The following is a 15,057-nucleotide window of genomic DNA, read 5'->3' on the forward strand; positions in this document are numbered from 1 at the left end:
TAGTCATGATCTATTTTGACCTGCTATAGGGATTTTGATTTCTCATGCATACCCACAATCATTGCGTCTTTCAATACATCCCTCGATAGAAGTGGTGAAAGATCTTCCAAAGGAGGCGATACCAAAGTTCCATCCTCTTGAATTACTAGAGATAATTTTGGGGAAAAGAGTTGTTTGGGATGCATGAAAACTTCACAAATTACTGGGCCTTTACTAGCCTGTATTTGCTCTAAAACTGGGCCACACTGTTCCCAGTTGTCAATTTGATACGTGGGGATATCGAAAGCTGCCCCTACTTTTGAAAAGTCAGGGCAAGAGACTCCTGATGCTTTATCTGTGCCAACATGACTATTTTTAAATAACGCATTTTGGGTATGCTTAATCATTAAGTACCCATCATTGTTAAAAACAATGATTTTGATGGGTAGATGATGATGTGCAATGGTTTGCAATTCCTGCAAATTAAGCATCATGCCGCCATCACAATTAAGGCACATTACTTCACCACGATCTAAGGCGAATGATGCCCCCATCGCTGCGGGCAGCCCAAAGCCCATCTCCCCTAGACCGGTTGATGTCATTAAGCGCTGGCCTTTTTTCATATGCAATACCTGATGACCTGACAACAGTGCAGTCCCCATATCAGTAACTACTACCTGATTTGCTTTAAAGAATTGATTAAGGCGCTCCATAAAACGATAAGAGTTCATAAAATCTTCTTTATCGTCATGCTCTTGATCGACCCAAGGAAATCTTTGGCGATAAAGATCGCATTGCTTAACCCACTCTTCTTTTGGCAATAGCGCCTGCTGTTGAAGGCGCTCGCCGATCATTCTTATAAACTCTTTTGCGTCACACACAATACTTGAGCGCACTCTCGACTGATGTTTTTTTGCTTCGTCTTCATCAATATCCACCACGTCAATGATGGCATCTCGCGCCAACTCTGATAAATCGTACCCAACTTGGGGTATTGCTAGACGTGTACCAATAGTGAGTAAGTAATCACAATTTTGCAAAACAAAATTTGCCGATCTTTGGCCATAAACACCTGCTCGACCATAAATCAAGGGATGACCAGAATCAACCATATCAATACCAGCCCACGATACCAAGGCAGGAATACCCAATTGTTTTAATAGAGGTTCAATTTCTTGCTCCCCGCCAGCCAAGCGAATTCCATGACCAAGCCATAGCACTGGACGCTTTGCCGACCTCAAAGACTCAACCACTAAATCAACCTGGTCAATGAGCAACTGATCTTGTGATGTCTTTTTTACAGGCGGTATAAATTGCTCCAGATCTGTTGGATCAATCCGGCTTGATTGAATATCCATTGGTATTTCAATCCAACAAGGACCCGGCCTCTCATTCAAAGCAGTAAATGCTGCTTTTTGAATCTCATAGATAGCCTTTGATGGAGACATTACACGATTGGCATATTTAGTAATACTGCTGACGACCCCTACTGAATCGTAGCCCTGCACGCCCCACATTCGCAGGGGGTTTTCCAGTTTAGTAAATTTGGAGTTCTCGTTACCAGCAATAATGATTCCAGGAATTGAGTCGGCCCACGCCGATAACACTCCAGTAACACCATTTGATGCACCTGCCCCCGTAGTTAATAAGCAAGCAGCCATTCTGCCGCAGGTGCGGTAGTAAGTTTGCATTGCCATGGTAGCCGCTTGCTCATGATGGATGCAAATAATCTCGGTGAAACCTCTTTTTGCGATCGCCTCAAACAGATGTACATTGCCGGCACCAACCATGCCGAAGGCATGTCGAATATCTAGCTCTTCAAGAGCTTGGGCAATTAAATCGCTTACTTTAATTTTATCGTTCATTAGCCAATTACTAGGTTAGAAATCTACGCCCAAAAAAGTCTCGATATGCTTTGCTGTGTACTCAAGCATTTCCTGAGTTAATGCAGGCTGCACACCAATCCAGAAAGTATTATTCATCACATTATCAGTATTGGTGAGCTCGCCGCTAATACGATATTTTGCATTGGACATATAGGGCTGGCTGGTGAGATTGCCAGCGAACAAAAGACGTGTGCCAATTTTATTTTGATCCAAATAGGTCGTTAGATCTACACGGGAAACTGGGCAAGAATCCTTCAGGGTTATTGGAAAACCAAACCAAGATGGATCAGATCCTTCCGTTGCCTGTGGCAACTGAATGAATTCTTCACAAGATTTGAGGCGCTCTTTTAAGAAGGCAAAGTTATCTTTGCGCGCTTGAATAAATCCGGGTGCCTTTTCTAGCTGAGCTAACGCACAAGCAGCCTGCATATCTGTAATTTTGAGGTTGTATCCTAAATGACTGTAGGTATATTTATGATCGTAACCAAATGGTAGGCCACCTAATTGCCAGGCAAAACGTTTGCCACAGGTATTGTCTTTACCAGGAGGGCAATAACAATCTCTACCCCAGTCACGAAAACTTTCTGCAATTTGCTTAAGTTCATAGTTATTGGTAAATACCGCACCACCTTCACCCATAGTAATATGGTGTGCTGGATAAAAACTTAAAGTGCCGATATCGCCAAAGGTACCAACCATTTGACCGTGATAGGTCGAACCCAAAGCGTCACAACAATCCTCAATCAACCATAAATTATATTTTTTGCACAATTGGGTAACCACATCCAAGTTAAATGGATTGCCCAGGGAATGAGCCAACATAATTGCTTTGGTTTTTGGGCTAATAGCAGCTTCAATTTTAGCGGCATCGATATTGTGTGTTATCAAGTCCACGTCAACAAAAACGGGAACAGCACCAAACTGCAAAATTGGGTTAACGGTAGTTGGAAAGCCAGCTGCTACCCCAATCACTTCATCACCTTGACGAATTGCACGATCCCCTAATTTAGAAGAGGTTAGGGCTGAGAAAGCTACTAGATTAGCAGAGGAGCCTGAATTTACCGTGATAGCATATTTAACACCAATAAATTCTGCTAATTTTTTCTCAAATAATTCATTAAAACGCCCCGTTGTAAGCCAACCATCGAGCGAAGCCTCCACCATATTTTTGAGCTCTTGTGCGCCAATCATTTTTCCCGAAGGTGGAATAAGAGTTTGACCAGCAATAAAGGATTGAGGGGCATATTGCAAGTCAGAGTACTCTTGAACTAGCTCAAGAATTTTTGAACGAATTCTATCCTTGGCAAATTGATCTGTTGAAATTTTAGTCTCGGTCATATTTTTTCTACGTTTAAATTTATTTTAAGAAGCGCAATACATCTTAATCTGCTCATGCATTAAGACTTGCAAATCTTCTTTGCGCTGAAATGCCTGATGCCACTGCACAATGGCATCAACAGCAGCCTCTAGTGACCACTTTGCTTTCCAATGTAAATACTGACCGGCCTTAGAGCAATCCAGCTTTAAAAGGTGTGCTTCGTGTGGTTGAAATTGATGATCTTGCTGCCAGCTTGCTACCTCGCCCATACGTTGATTCCATTGGGCAATGAACAATGTGATGACCTCTTGCACTGTCCGTGCATCACCGTCCTGGGGGCCAAAATTCCATGCTCCATTAAAAGCAACGCCTTGCTCATAGAGGGATTGAGCTAAAACCAGATATCCCGATAAAGGCTCTAATACATGCTGCCAAGGGCGGATGGCTAATGGGTTTCTAATTAAAAGGGGGACCTTCTTTTCAAATGCGGCAATGGCATCTGGAATGAGTCGATCGGTCGACCAGTCGCCGCCACCGATTACATTACCAGCACGAGCAGAAGCCATTGCCACACGATGGCTTGAATAATTTACTTCTGAAAAAAAGGATTGTCGATAAGCAGCTGTTATTAATTCCGCACATCCCTTGCTATTACTATAGGGGTCATGACCACCCATTGGTTCATTTTCTCGATAGCCCCAAACCCATTCTTTATTTTCATAGCATTTATCTGTAGTCACAATCACCACCGCTCTGACGCTAGGGCAAGTTCGTACTGCCTCTAAAAGATGAACCGTTCCCATTACATTGGTCTCGTATGTTTCTACAGGATTTTCGTAAGAGTAGCGCACCAATGGTTGAGCGGCCATATGAATGACAATATCAGGGGCAACTTGATTCATCGCCTGACGTAAAGTCAATAAATCTCGAATATCCCCAATGAAAGAATGATCACATAAACCCGATACCCGAGCCTCCTCATAGAGATTAGGTTTAGTGTTAGGGAAAAGCGCATAGCCACTGACTTTTGCCCCCATTGAATGCAACCAAACTGTGAGCCAGCCACCCTTGAAGCCAGTATGTCCAGTTAAAAAGACTTTTTTTCCGGACCAAAATTGTGGATCTACTGCTTCCTTCATGACCAATTCTTCCAGGGCGCCTTACCACCGGCCCATAATTCCTCTAAGTAATTCTTATCACGCAAGGTGTCCATAGGCTGCCAAAAATCGTGATGCTCATAGGCTGCTATCTGTTTTTGATTGGCAAGCGCCTCTAATGGTCCTTGCTCCCAAACGGTGGAGTCATCTTTGAGTAAGGGGAAAATTTTTGGCGAAAGCACAAAAAATCCGCCGTTAATCATTCCGCCATCACCCTTGGGCTTTTCTCGAAAGGTATTTACTTTGTGATCGCGAATATCTAAAGCGCCGAAGCGGCCGGGCGGATAGACTGCAGTTAAGGTAGCTAATAATCCCTGCTCTTGATGAAACTTGATCAAGGCAGCAATGTCAATATTAGAAACCCCATCCCCATAGGTCATACAAAAGGCCTCTTCATTTTCCACATACTGCTGTACTCGCTTAAGACGTCCGCCGGTCATTGTTTGTTCACCAGTATCAATCAGGGTCACTTTCCATGGTTCAGAATAATGCTGATGCACTTCCATAGAATTATTTTTAATATCAAAAGTAATGTCAGACATATGCAAAAAATAATTTGCAAAATACTCTTTAATGACATACCCCTTGTAGCCACAGCAAACGATAAAATCATTGATGCCGTAATGGGAATACATTTTCATGATGTGCCAAAGAATGGGTTTTCCCCCAATCTCAATCATGGGTTTTGGTCGCACAGAACTCTCTTCAGAGATTCTGGTGCCTAAGCCCCCCGCTAAAATGACAGCCTTCATTTTTAAAGAATTCCTAGAATCATGGATTTATTTACCAAATGCTGCAATTATCTCAGTTTAGAAGACCAAACCCAAAAACTAAAAAGGTCCCAAAGTGCATCAAAAACTGCTTGAATAGCGCTCTAATTGGTACTGGGTGGCATACACGCTAATGGGGCCAAAAGTAGCAAGCGCCTACCCTCAGGAATAAAGGCAGCAGCAGGCGCCTGGAAGCTAGAAAAGATGAAATAGCCCTTTGGAGGCTCAAAATGAGATACTTTTCTATCCTCAAAGGTCAGAATTGCTAACTCATTCGAGGAGCGTATTTTTTCCTGAAAATTGAATTCAGGACGCAATTCATCAAATAGGGGTATTGGGGAACTGGCAAGCCCCCTTCCAAAGGGTGCCATTTGGAAGGCATTAAAGGGACTAATCGTTGCTAAGAATGAATCTTCAGTATCGTTTATATGGAACTGGATGCCACAACCCCTCATTTGCAAAGTCATCAAATCATTTTGTACTGCCTGGTAATAATCGAAGGTCTTCTTTGGCCACCTCTGCCCCATAAATATTGATGGCTTAACCCCCTTATAGCCATCATAGCGTTGCTCAGTGGTCGGGAACCAATCATTATGGGGATTTGAAATAATCGTCCACCCCGAAACAATCGAAAACCCCAAGAATAGTAATGTGGCAATCCTATAACGGTTGGCTACAAAATAAAGCAAGGGAACGCCCACCACCATCCCTGTTGCAAGCCTAAATAACTCCGTCAAATGCAATGAGGAACTCAATAGTAGTAGTGACAAAAGGCCCACCATGAAGCAATTCCAGCGATCACGCAGCCAACCAATTCCAAGAAGCACAGCACAACAGGTACAAGCTGAAGCAAACACAGTCAAACTTAAAAGCATTAAACGCGCGTCTAATACCCGCAAGCCGAAGCTGAAATAGCTCAGCATATGCATTACTGATCCCCAGATTCCATTGCCCATTAATTGACGGGCATATGCTTGGGGAAGTAATACGGCATCGATATACCAGTATCCCAAGATCTGCTGACCAATCAAATAAATAAAAAATAGCGCCAATGGAAAACTCAGTCCCACTAAAAAATAAACGAGCTCACGGCCTTGAATGAATCGATCCCGATAAACCAATTTCAGCAATATTCCACTAACCGCAAAAGCGATAACGGGCATAAGGAGCCCCTCGCGGCAGAGTACGGCAAGAGAAAGCAGCACGCTCGAAAGAAAATAATTCCAAGATTTTTTGTGCCCTTTGATATAAAAAAGCAGGCCAAAAACTATAAAGGGGAAAGCAATATAATTGGACCAAGGGTAAATGACAATCGGATGCAATAAGGCGCAACTGATCAATGCATACAAGGCTAATTTTCGACTCGAGCTTAGTTCATAACTAAGATAATAAATACCCAACAACCCCATTGCATAGGCTGCAATTGTTGCAAAAAAAATCGACTGAAGAGTACCCTCAAGCACAACATAAAATGCGCCTTGAATGATGGGCGTGAGAATTCCATATTGCAAAAATATTTCTTGATATGGAAGGCGCCCTCTAACCATATCTTGCACATTGCTCAACATCAAGCCCCAATGATGTGGATCGATTTGATAGCGTCCCTGAAACCAAGAGAGCCCAATCACAATAGATAAGGTAAAACAAATCAGGCCGTATCGAATAATTGGTTCCAAATAACGCCAATGCAAAGGGTTCTTATTGAGTGCTGAGGAAAAAATTGACATTAAGGCACTCGGTAGAAAAAGTCGCGTTTGACTAAATTAGCGCATTGTTCTCTAGTCAACTCAAAAGTCCAAACACCGCTAGCGCTACCAACATAATGCACAGGAAATAAATGTTTATCGGCAAGTAAACAGTCACTTATATGACTCCGCCAATTGAGTACTTCATGGCTACGTTGGAGATGTGGAATGGCATTAGCCACTGAAGAGAGCAAAAAGAGAGTTGTCCCCAGTCTCAGCATTAAATAGCGGCCATCAAATACAAGCTGGATCAAGATCCAGCTCAATAAAATATAAGGGAAAAAGAAATACCGCGGCCCAGCATTAACTGGATTGAGAATATTAATATCGACACGATATATTGACATCAATATACTTACTAAAAGTAAGTAATACAAAGCAATCAGTGGGAAGCTTCGGTTTTTATAAAGCCCCCAACCCATAAACCCTAATAGCAAACATCCGACCAGCCAATTCAAGCCAGGATCTATATTTCCAATAACGTAAGAACCTAAAAATACCGATACTGCGCGATAGGAAAAAAGTAAGTTGAAATCTGCTGACTTACCATGGGAATGCATGACGTAGATCTGAACTAAAGCGCATCCAAGCGCCAACCCAAATAGTCTAATTTCCGATCGATCTTGTTTAAAGATAAAACATCTCACCAAAAAAAGTGGCAAAGTAACCAAACACACTGGTGACGAAAGTGATGAAAGACAAATCAAGATAATTCTGAGTGGGGTATATTGACGAGGTCTCCAAAACACCATCACAAACAGCAGTAAACTGCTCCACCAGTAGGTATACATTGGCAAGCCAAAGCACTCTGGATCTGATGGGATGAGCATACATGCCATTGCCAGAAAAATTTGCCCTTTTAGATACAGCGGTGACTTAGCAATTACTATAAAAACAAAAATAGTAAAAGCCCAAGCCAAAATGGTGCTAACCAGAGGGTAATACATAAAAGAAACCCAGAGCGAAACTAAGGTAATTAACTTGGGAACAAGGACAAGATATCCACCCACTGGTCTAAAAATATCTATAGGCCCATAGTTCACTAGACCATAGATATTTTCTACCCCGTCCTCAATCCAAACCTCTGGATGTATGAGTCGAGGCCAAGCTCGAAGCAATAATAATGCAAAGGCCAGTAAAACTAAAATTGGTGTGGAAATCGTTTTTGCGCTAAAAATCTTTTTCACGCCCCAGCCCTCTGTTTTTATTTGGGCTTGCTAACAACGATCAGAAATTGCTGTCCCATAATCTTCCAAACCCAAGGCACCTGAAGATAAAGTCTTACCAACCAGGGGTGATTTGGCAATCTATTTTGTGTGGTGTAGGGTAAAAATCGATCAATACAAATTTCAGGCTTAAATCCTTGCATCAGCAATGCCTCAATCAAGGCTAGATGCGTCAAGCCTAAGTGATGGTCATAAAAATCCCAATATAAGCCTGGGATGTAGCGCAAATTAGGCCCTAATATGATGTACTTACCACCCGGCTTCAATAGACCCATGACTTGTTGCAAAAATTCATTTAAGACATCTTTACTAGGAAGGTGCTCAAGGAAATTGGAAGTAAAGACAGTGTCGGCACAGCCTAGCAATTCTTTATCAATTTGAAGTGCATTGCATTGGTGAAACTCAACATCCAGACTCAAAAAAGCTCGCGTATCCGGATTCATGTCTACTGCAATTTTTCGCTTAGCGACAATATTGTTGATGAACTCCCCATAACCACAAGCGATATCCACAACTGTGCCGCCCGGATTGATCAGTTTTTGGAGGAAATTTTGGCAAATGACTCGCCAAATATCATTTTTTCGAGGCAACTGATCCTCTGCAAAACGGATTTTATATAACTCTGCTAAGTCACTTCCATTCATTTACATCAATTCCTAGTCACTATTGCTGTTTTGAGGGCGACACACCTTCCGGCGTGTAATCAGAATCCCTATTGCCCCAAGTATAGAAGCATCAACCCCTAAGATATGGATGTTGTAGCGGCTTTTGCCATTTTTCGACCAAAACCAATGCTTTCTGAAATTCCCCGGTCTTCTGGATAGTAATAGGAAGTATCAGCCAACCAGAGGCCTTGAATCGGCAATTGCACTGGCGGCAAGCTGTCTAAATATCCTGGCTCGCAGATCGGCTGAGCATAACGATAGCGACTCACCCGCATATCGATAAAATCTGCGTCCAATAGGCTTGGATTAATCTTCTTAAAGTAAGCCTTCACCTTGCTCCTGAAGACCTCATCAGACTCTGCAAATTTAGGATGCTCGCCCGGCAGATAAAACGGCACATAGGCAATGTGCTCTTCACCCATGGGTCGCAAATTGGAATATTCCACTAGGCCAGGAATATCCATCTCCGGATCATTAGTATTGAGCCAAAAATAATCCGTGAGCGCTTTGCGCATTTTGACAATGACACAGGCTACAGCAATATTATTCTTCGCAATAAATTGCTGCAAAATCGTTGGGGGTAAATCTGGAATTAGCTTAGGTACATAAGGCAGCGGAATAGTGCTTATCACCTTATCAAAGGATTCAAATCCATCTTTGAGCTCTACGCCCTGAATACTTCCATTTTCAATGCGCACCTTTTGAACCGGAGTACTTAGGCGTATCACGCCACCATGCTTTTCAATATCACTTTGCATGGCGCGCAGGAGCGTATCGGATCCACCATCTAAGTAGCCCAATTTTTCCCGAAATAAGTCATAGCGCGAACGACCAAGACGGCGGATGCGACTCCAAATCCAGGCAGCAGATAGATTATGGGTGTACTCATAAAACTTATATTCAAACAATAGCCGCCAAAGGGCATCATAGGCCTCAGGTCCAACCCATTTTTTTACCCAAGTCACTGCATCCTTATGATCCAAACTGTGCCAATCATTGCGACGGACTGATAAAAAAGCATGTACGCCATATCGGATCTTGGCGATAAGACCCAAACCCTTAAACTTTAGGAGCGCGATCGGATTGCCCCAGTCTTGCAATTGATTGCCAAACCAAAATCCCATTTTGGCATGCGTCCAATGTAATTGATTTGATAGACCAAGCTCTTTCAAGATATCGAAAAATGCTTGATCTGAAGTGCAATGAAAATGGTAGTAACGCTCAATACTGGTACCTGAGAAATCAAAGGCAGCAGTCATGCCGCCAATACGATCATCCGCTTCAAATATCACGGGCTCATAACCATCGCGAGCTAGCTGATATGCCACTGCTAGGCCCATAGGACCAGCGCCAAGAACAGCAATGCGTTCTTTTTTGCTCGTGGATGGAGTATGTTGGCTCATTAAAAATCTAAGCTTACTTTACTGTAGATAGGGTGTGTAAAAGTTTGAGCAACTGCTTGTTCAAATGGGGTCGATTTCACATTAAAAATAGCTGGCCAATCGATTACCTCAAATTCATCCTTAGCTACCAAAGCTTCTAATTGTTGAGTAGTAAAAGGTGGATTTTTATCTACCAAGCTCCACAACCACAGTAAGCCATAAAACACATTGTAGGGAATTTTGATAATGCGAGTTGAAGAATGCGTCGCTTTTTTAATCACCCGAATCATATCGATGTAATCAATTTTTTCCTGGCCAGAAATATTGAATATTCCACCCGCCTTGCGGGACTCGATACAGCTGATAATAATGTCGCAAAAATCTCCCACAAAAAGCGGTTGCCTCATAAAGCGCCCATTGCCTGGAATAGGAAAAAAGGGGGTCTTTTGCATAAATCGTGAGAGCCACCCTAAATGCTTGCGATCAAACCAACCAAACATTAAGGTGGGCCGCAAAATGGGGCAATCTATGCCGTTTTTAAGCACAATCTCTTCTTGAATAATTTTGCTACGGGTATAAAAATCATCTGCTATCGATTTCACTACCGATGAACTAATGTGAACCAGATAGGGGGGTCGATCCGTTTTCATGGTACTCAGAATATGCTCAGTACTGGTGATGTTATTAGCAACAAAGTCTGCGTAATCTAATCCACCAATATGGGCTTGCAACATCACAACGACATCTGCTTCTGAAAAGCGCTTTTGCCATGGGCCTGACTTAGATAAATCAACCTCAACAACTTCAATATCAGGATGTAGGGATCTCAAAATAGCGGTATTGGTGACATGCTTATCAAAAACCACAATATTGCTATACCCGCGAGCCTTTAGCCGAGCTATTAAATTTTGCCCTACCAAACCTGCGCCGCCAGGCAAGAATATTTTTTGTGTTTGCATAGGTAAAACGAGTTTCACTAATATGGGAGCCGCAAAGATTACATTCAAAAAGAAATATGGTGAACAAAAATTTCAGTCATATTCCCCTGAAAATAGAGAGGTCTAAAATAAGTTTTTGATCTTTCCTGCCCAGTCCTGCATTTTGTCGCCAATCGATTTGGACTTCTCTTTAGGCGCTGCAGTACCATCGCCCTGCTTGTTCGCCTTTTGTTTTAATAGCTCTTCTTTTTCTTGATTCTTTCTAGCCTCAATTTCAAGCAGGCGCGCCTTATCATCTAACTGAATCACCCAGCCTGCGTTATATGAGATGGTGTCATCGACAACCGTAGAGGCAGGATTAGGCGCTGCAGCTGGGGCTTTACTAGGTTGACCCATCACCCAGGGGCTCACCATAGCAACAATGGTGGAGCTAAGCCCTAATTTGAGAATTTGTCTTCTATTCATAAATAAGGTGACCTTACCTAGCCATTCTTCGCAAAAGTTTGCTTAAGGTGATCACCTAAGCGCATACCCAAAGCAGCAATACCCCAAGTAGGATTGGCATATCCCACTGTTGGAAATAAGCTGCTTCCATTGATATACAAATTTTGATACGCCCACACCCGTGCATTGCTATCACAGACACTGTCTTTTGGTGAACTGCCAAAACGGGTGATTCCGCTTGGATGCGCCCAACCCCAGGTATTCAAGAAAATCGACTCATTGTCAATGGTGGTAACACCCAACTTATTTTTCAATAAGTGATCAGCCAACATCCTGGCAGTCGTATCAATGGACATCATGTCCCTAGCGCCAAAGACACAATAAATTTTGAGCTTGTGTAAACCTGCACCATTTTTTTCCGCCACAATTTCAATGCGATTGTCTGGATTAGGAAGCTGCTCTGTACGAGCATAAAAAGTATGTAACTCTAATTTCTTGCCCCACTTTTTCTCATAAAACTCTTGCACTGCTGCTTCATTGGGGCTGAGCTCTCGCACGGCGGCCAAGGTAAGGGAGATCGAGGCATTGAGTAAATTGAGTTTTGTTTTATAGTCTGCTCCCACAATGTAAGCAGGTAGCCATTTACGGTATTTGACTTGAGCCCAAGTGGGTTTTGCCACTACCTTAGGATCTACAAAGCCCTCGCCAGTTGGGACATGCGGGTGAGCCATCAAGGTTTTACCCACTAGGCCCGATTCATTTCCAACAGGTACCTGACGGTTCTCTGCAGGCTGTAATAAAACTTGGGCATTACCCAGGCCACCAGCACCTAAAACAATCTTGGTATTTTTCTTGACACCTGCGAACTGCACTTTTCCATCAACTGAATACCAAATCCCATTAATATGAGCTCCACTTTCATCGGCCGTAAATTTGATGACGTTGTGTTTGACGCGTAATTCCACGTTCTTCAATTTGGTCAGCAACTTGGGATCCGAATAAGACAACGGTGGATCCATGATGATGTAAGGACGGTCTACAAAAAGCTTGGCCGTGTCGTACTTGACTAAGTTGGCGATTGAGGGATCTTCCCCCATCAAAGGCGCCGATAGGCGATACCATTTCTCCAGCTCATCGATGGATATTGGCCACTTTGGCCTACCATCAATACCAACCATATCCCATTTTTCTAGGGGAGCCGAAAAGCCATTCCAGATGCGCGAGGCGCCACCATAGACGCGCGACCAATGACCGCCCCAATGATGGTTAACGTAATGCCCACGCTCATCACTAAAGGTGAGGCTATCGGCAAAGTCCGTACGCTCATAATCACCGCCTTCAAGCACCAAAATACGTAAATTTGTATTGCGCAGCTGACCAATCACCGATTGAGACGCAATACTCGTCCCAATCACAATCACATCTGCATCAAAAAATTTAACGGGATCCATAAAGACTTATCTATCGGCCTGGCCGGAAAAGGGAAATGACATAATGCCATGAATTATAAGGGCTTTTAGCGATCCATCTGAAGGCGCACTTGAGGTATTTTGGCCTGAAAACCCATCCCAAAAGCTTATACTGAGCACCTCTACCCTCAGATTGAGAGCGCAGCTGTATGCACCATCCCAAAATCAGCATAGTCACCCCTGCATTTAACGCTAAAGGTACGATTGCCCAAACGATTGAATCCGTTCTTGGCCAAGGCTATCCAAACTTGGAATACATCGTGATGGATGGTGCTAGCAGCGATGGCAGCGCGCAAATTATTGAAACCTATGCCAATGAATTGACTTACTGGCAAAGTCAGTCCGATGGTGGTCAATACGATGCTATCAATCAAGGTTTAGCCAAGTCTTCTGGTGAGATTATGTGTTGGCTTAATGCCGATGATAAGCTTTTACCCAATGCCCTCTTTGTCGTTGCTGATATTTTTTCGCAGCTCCATTCAGTAGAGTGGATCACTTCCCTGCAACCGGCTTCTTGGGATGCTAAAGGCAACCTAGCGCAAGTCAGAATGCTACCGGGATTTAGCCGGCAAGCCTTTTTAGATGGCCTCTACTTACCCACCACTACCAAAAAAGGATATTGGCTCCAACAAGAGTCGAGTTTTTGGCGCCGCTCCTTGTGGGAAAAAGCAGGTGCCGCTATTCCTAATTACGATTTGGCCGGTGACTTTGCGCTGTGGTGCCGCTTTTATGAATTTGCGCAGCTCCATGGCGTCAGTTACCCGCTTGGAGGCTTTCGCATGATGGAAGGACAGCGTAGTGAGGATTATCAAACTTACATGGCACAAGCGACTCAAGCATTAAAAGCAGCTAGAGCAAGATTGGGATGGCAAGCTACTACGAGTAGCTGGCTATCTAGTAGCGTTGCTCAATTACCAGAACTGGGCAATTGGATCAAAAACCGTATGGGCTATGAAGGTGCATTTATTGACAATAAAACGCCCAAGAGTGAGCAAGCACACTGGGAAGTAACTCATAAGCGATTTTTGCCTTAAGGCTTAGTGCGCATTATTTTTGTATGACGCAATTCTCTCCACCATCAACTATCTTGCGCCTAATGCGTAGCGCCAAAATTCGCGCGACCAACCACTTGCAACATCAGCTATTGGTATCAATTGAAAAAATGCCGCCACCCTATCGATTTGCTTGGCGCAATTTTCTCTTTGGCAATCTGCCTAGTGTGTTTGAACAAAGCTCGGCTTATCAAGATTGGAGGAAAGCCTGCGCATTCTTTATTGACAATCGCCCTAGCTCAATTCACATCATCGATCTTGAAAAGATCGCCAGTCCAACAACATCGCCTTCTAAAAAAATTGCGATTCACGCCCATATTTTTTATCTCGACTTAGTCCCGCAATTAGTAGCACTGTTATCGCAGTTTCCATTGCCCTTCGATCTACTGATCTCTGCAGTCGATGCTACAAATGAAGAGTTACTGCGTAGTCAATTTCACGGGCTAGCGCAATTACAGGCGCTACACATTCGTATTACCCCTAATCGCGGTCGCGACCTTGGACCCATGCTCTACGCTTATGGAAAAGACTTACTACAATACGATTGCATCGCCCATGTCCACACTAAAAAAAGTGTAGCTACCAATGCTATTGGCAATCTTTGGCGAGATTATCTTTGGAAGGGTTTGCTCTCTAATCAGCAAGAACGCATACCCAAGATCATCGAGCTTTTATCCACCTATGGTCTGATTTACCCACAAAAGTTTCCGCTCATTGACGTGCAAAATTGTCAGTGGGCACAAAATCTAGCGGGGGCGCATGATTTATGCAACAAACTCACAGTACCCCAGCCGCCTGATGGTTATATTGAATTTCCAGCGGGCACGATGTTTTGGGCTAACCCACAAGCTCTCAAACCCTTGCTCAACTATCCCTTTACGCCTAGTGACTTTGATCTTGAGCAAGGCCAAAGTGATGCCACGATCATGCACGCCATTGAACGCAGCTTAGCGCATATAGCGCAAGCACAAGGCTATCCAATTGGCTTGTTACGCTACCCGAGCGCCATCTCTTACTATCCATAAG

At 43.4% G+C, this 15,057-nt stretch carries 13 protein-coding genes; 2 read left to right on the top strand and 11 right to left on the bottom strand.

Going from position 1 to position 15,057, the window contains the following annotated elements:
* Positions 1–23: 23 nt before the first annotated feature.
* The 11 genes from ICN47_RS11700 to ICN47_RS11750 form a co-directional block, all read right to left on the bottom strand.
* The gene (locus ICN47_RS11700; RefSeq protein ID WP_216220118.1) at positions 24–1,844 is read right to left on the bottom strand and encodes a thiamine pyrophosphate-binding protein; all 1,821 of its coding nucleotides are present in this window, start codon (positions 1,842–1,844) and stop codon (positions 24–26) included.
* A 15-nt stretch (positions 1,845–1,859) separates the two neighbouring features.
* Positions 1,860–3,203 carry a lipopolysaccharide biosynthesis protein RfbH gene (gene rfbH, locus ICN47_RS11705; RefSeq protein ID WP_216220119.1) on the bottom strand — a complete coding sequence of 448 codons (1,344 nt, stop codon included), beginning with the start codon at positions 3,201–3,203 and terminating at the stop codon, positions 1,860–1,862.
* A gap of 24 nt (positions 3,204–3,227) precedes the next feature.
* Positions 3,228–4,322 carry a CDP-glucose 4,6-dehydratase gene (rfbG, locus tag ICN47_RS11710; RefSeq protein ID WP_216220120.1) on the bottom strand — a complete coding sequence of 365 codons (1,095 nt, stop codon included), beginning with the start codon at positions 4,320–4,322 and terminating at the stop codon, positions 3,228–3,230.
* Positions 4,319–5,092 (bottom strand): glucose-1-phosphate cytidylyltransferase, encoded by a 774-nt coding sequence (gene rfbF, locus ICN47_RS11715; protein ID WP_216220121.1) that lies wholly within the window; start codon positions 5,090–5,092, stop codon positions 4,319–4,321. Before rfbF ends, rfbG begins: the two co-directional genes overlap by 4 nt.
* 122 nt (positions 5,093–5,214) lie before the next feature.
* Positions 5,215–6,837: a hypothetical protein gene (locus ICN47_RS11720; protein ID WP_216220122.1), complete on the bottom strand. Its 1,623-nt coding sequence runs from the start codon at positions 6,835–6,837 to the stop codon at positions 5,215–5,217.
* Positions 6,837–8,042 carry a hypothetical protein gene (locus ICN47_RS11725; RefSeq protein WP_216220123.1) on the bottom strand — a complete coding sequence of 402 codons (1,206 nt, stop codon included), beginning with the start codon at positions 8,040–8,042 and terminating at the stop codon, positions 6,837–6,839. The genes ICN47_RS11720 and ICN47_RS11725 overlap by 1 nt, the downstream gene beginning before the upstream one ends.
* A 17-nt stretch (positions 8,043–8,059) precedes the next feature.
* The gene (locus tag ICN47_RS11730; RefSeq protein WP_216220124.1) at positions 8,060–8,725 is read right to left on the bottom strand and encodes a bifunctional 2-polyprenyl-6-hydroxyphenol methylase/3-demethylubiquinol 3-O-methyltransferase UbiG; all 666 of its coding nucleotides are present in this window, start codon (positions 8,723–8,725) and stop codon (positions 8,060–8,062) included.
* 98 nt (positions 8,726–8,823) lie between these two features.
* Positions 8,824–10,149, bottom strand: coding sequence for an NAD(P)/FAD-dependent oxidoreductase (locus ICN47_RS11735; protein WP_216220125.1), 1,326 nt, complete (start codon positions 10,147–10,149; stop codon positions 8,824–8,826).
* Positions 10,149–11,087 carry an NAD(P)-dependent oxidoreductase gene (locus ICN47_RS11740; RefSeq protein ID WP_216220126.1) on the bottom strand — a complete coding sequence of 313 codons (939 nt, stop codon included), beginning with the start codon at positions 11,085–11,087 and terminating at the stop codon, positions 10,149–10,151. The genes ICN47_RS11735 and ICN47_RS11740 overlap by 1 nt, the downstream gene beginning before the upstream one ends.
* A 102-nt stretch (positions 11,088–11,189) precedes the next feature.
* Positions 11,190–11,531, bottom strand: coding sequence for a hypothetical protein (locus tag ICN47_RS11745; protein ID WP_216220127.1), 342 nt, complete (start codon positions 11,529–11,531; stop codon positions 11,190–11,192).
* A gap of 17 nt (positions 11,532–11,548) precedes the next feature.
* On the bottom strand, positions 11,549–12,961 hold the full coding sequence (locus ICN47_RS11750; RefSeq protein ID WP_216220128.1) for a GMC oxidoreductase: 1,413 nt from the start codon (positions 12,959–12,961) through the stop codon (positions 11,549–11,551).
* 167 nt (positions 12,962–13,128) lie between these two features.
* On the opposite strand from ICN47_RS11750, the gene ICN47_RS11755 reads away from it, so the two are divergent.
* Together ICN47_RS11755 and ICN47_RS11760 are read left to right on the top strand one after the other, a co-directional pair.
* Positions 13,129–14,013, top strand: coding sequence for a glycosyltransferase family 2 protein (locus tag ICN47_RS11755; protein ID WP_216220129.1), 885 nt, complete (start codon positions 13,129–13,131; stop codon positions 14,011–14,013).
* A 23-nt stretch (positions 14,014–14,036) separates the two neighbouring features.
* On the top strand, positions 14,037–15,056 hold the full coding sequence (locus ICN47_RS11760; protein WP_216220130.1) for a rhamnan synthesis F family protein: 1,020 nt from the start codon (positions 14,037–14,039) through the stop codon (positions 15,054–15,056).
* Position 15,057 lies beyond the last annotated feature (1 nt).

The sequence above is a fragment of the Polynucleobacter sp. AP-Latsch-80-C2 genome (assembly GCF_018882185.1).
Lineage (GTDB): Bacteria > Pseudomonadota > Gammaproteobacteria > Burkholderiales > Burkholderiaceae > Polynucleobacter.